Below are 2,357 nucleotides of genomic sequence, written 5' to 3'. Positions count from 1 at the left end.
GGCCGCGCTCTTGGGACGGCCTTGGGTGCCGCGCGGCACCCAAGGCCGGGCGGTCCGCAGGCGCTACCGGGCCGCCCGGCCGTGCCTTCACCTCGTTTCCTGCCACCGACGGGACCACCGGCGCCGGGGCAGGACGGCGCGGGCGGCCAGGTGGTCGTGACGGCCGCGAGCCTGGGGCCCTGCGGCGGCGAGCCCTAGCCCGACCGAGCGCGGCGCGGCCGTTTTACGCCGAGCGGCCTTCCGCGTCGTGCGGCTCGGATCGGGCAACGAGGCGGCGGACGAGGCCGAGGAGTTCCGGCAGCCGCAGCGGGGGGCTGCCGGAGCCCGGCAGGGGGACATGAAGCGGCTCGGTCCAGCGGCTCGGGATCGCGTCCAGCCCGTAGCACGCGCCGGCGAGACCGCCGGTGACCGCGGCGACGGTGTCGGTGTCACCGCCGAGGTCGATCGCGGCGCGCACCGCCTCCTCGTAGCTTCCGGTGGTGCGCAGCGCCCAGACGGCGGAGCCCAGACAGGGCCAGACGGCGCCGTTGAACTCGGTGGCCCAAGGACTCCGCGACCAGGGCCGCCATCTGTGTGTCGTCCGTGGCCTCGCCGGGATCCCAGCCACCGCCCCGCACATTTCGCCACCGACACCGCACGCCGGGAACCGGGCGGAGAACGCTCCCGCCGGGCCGAACTCGAACGGGGCTCCCAGCGCGTCGCCCACCACCGCGCCGACGACCACACCGGCTGCCTGTTCGTTCCCACTCACGTGATCAGGTTACTCAGGCCGAAGAGCGCGGTGTGCAAGACGGATGCCACCGCATATGTACGAACCCGGGACGATCTTATGTACTGAATTCACATAGGACTCACTCATCCGGAATACATGCATCCCGCCGCTATGTCCGTTACCGCGCCCTATTATCGCCACTGGTTCGGTAATTCGCTTGAGACTGACGGGGGAAGCGTGACACTGACCGATCATCAAGCATGGACACCCACCTCCCCATTCCGCTCCGAAGAGCGGGGGAGCGTGTCCGACGAGGAAGAATGGACCGAGGCGCCGTCCGCGTCGTATCTGGACAGCCCGTTCAGAGGCGCCGCCCGGGACACCGGGCGCGGGCCCGTGGACGCGCACAGCGAGGCGGTGCGGGAACTGCTCGCCGAGCTCTACTCGGACGAGATGGAAGAAGCCCTCTCCGAACTGCTCGAGGAGACCGCAGCGTTGCACGCCGAGCACGCGGCCGCCCTCGTGGGCGCCTCGGCCTCGGAGGCGGCGGAGCAGCCGGTGCGCGAGCGGCTGGAGGCGCTGGCCGATCAGGCGGAGCGGTACTTGGAGGCGCTGGCCGAGGCCGCCGGGGAGGCGGATACGCGTTCGCTCACCGAGGCCGAGCTGGAGAGCGTCTTCGAGTCGGTGGCGCCGCCGGCCGCGCTGGGGGAGTCGCCCGCCTTCGAGCAGTTCTTCGGGGCGCTGAAGAACTTCGCGAAGAAGGCCGTGAGCGGCGCGGTGAACCTGGCGAAGAAGGGCGTCCAGGCCGTCAAGACGGGTGTGCAGGCGGTGGCCAAGGTGATGCCCATCGGGCTGATCCTGCGCCAGCTGCGCCCGATCGTCCAGCCGCTGCTGACGCGGGTGCTGAAGATCGGCATCGGCCGGCTGCCCGCCCCGGTCCGCCCGATCGCCACCCAACTCGCCCGCCAGTTGCTGCGCGAGGCGCCGATGACGGAGGCCGAGGAGGCCGAAGCGTCCGAGTCGGCCGAGAGCCACGCCCCGGCCGCCCAGGCGCTCGGCGGCGAACCGACGCCCGCCGCCCTGCTCAGCCTGGAACTCGCGGGAGCCACCGCCGGTCTGCTGCTGGCGCGCGACGAGAGCGAGGGCGAGGCATGGGCCGCGGAGGCGGCGCAGTCCCTGTCCGGCGGGGCAGGTGAGGCGTACGGGCAGCAGAGCCCGGCCGCCGAGGCCGAGGCGCTGGCCGAGGCCCGGGAGCGGTTCACCGAGGCGCTGAGCCGGCTGCCGGACGGCGGTGATCCGCGGCCCGCGCTGGAGGAGTTCCTGCCGGTGGTGATGGCCGCGCTGCCCATCGTGCGCAAGATCGTCCAGATCGCCGGGCGGCAGAACGTCGTCGGGGCGCTGTCCAATCTGCTCGCCGCGCTCATCGGCAAGTTCACCGGGCCGCGCAACGCCCGCATCCTGGCCACGGCGATCGCGGACACCGGCCTCAAGCTGCTCAGTATGGAGACCGCCGCGGAGGCCCCGGAGCGGCTGGCGGCGGGGGGGGGCGCCCCCCCCCCCGCGGGCACCCGAGGGCCGCAGCCCCCGGCGCCCCCCGAGGGTCTTGTGGTCCCCGTGCGCCACGGGGGCGCCGCGGGCCCGGCGT

1 protein-coding gene and 1 pseudogene are annotated in these 2,357 nt (G+C 73.3%); one reads left to right on the top strand and one right to left on the bottom strand.

Annotated features, from left to right (window positions below):
- Positions 1-223: 223 nt before the first annotated feature.
- Positions 224-751: pseudogene (locus ACWDSL_RS53030) on the bottom strand (ADP-ribosylglycohydrolase family protein).
- A 264-nt stretch (positions 752-1,015) separates the two neighbouring features.
- On the opposite strand from ACWDSL_RS53030, the gene ACWDSL_RS53025 reads away from it, so the two are divergent.
- Positions 1,016-2,357: hypothetical protein (locus ACWDSL_RS53025; RefSeq protein ID WP_450496901.1), on the top strand; the 1,342-nt coding region annotated here is incomplete at its 3' end.

It is taken from the genome of Streptomyces sp. NPDC000941, from assembly GCF_053599555.1.
Note: the sequence above shows the minus strand (reverse complement) of the source record. Positions and strands in the feature narration are given on the sequence as shown.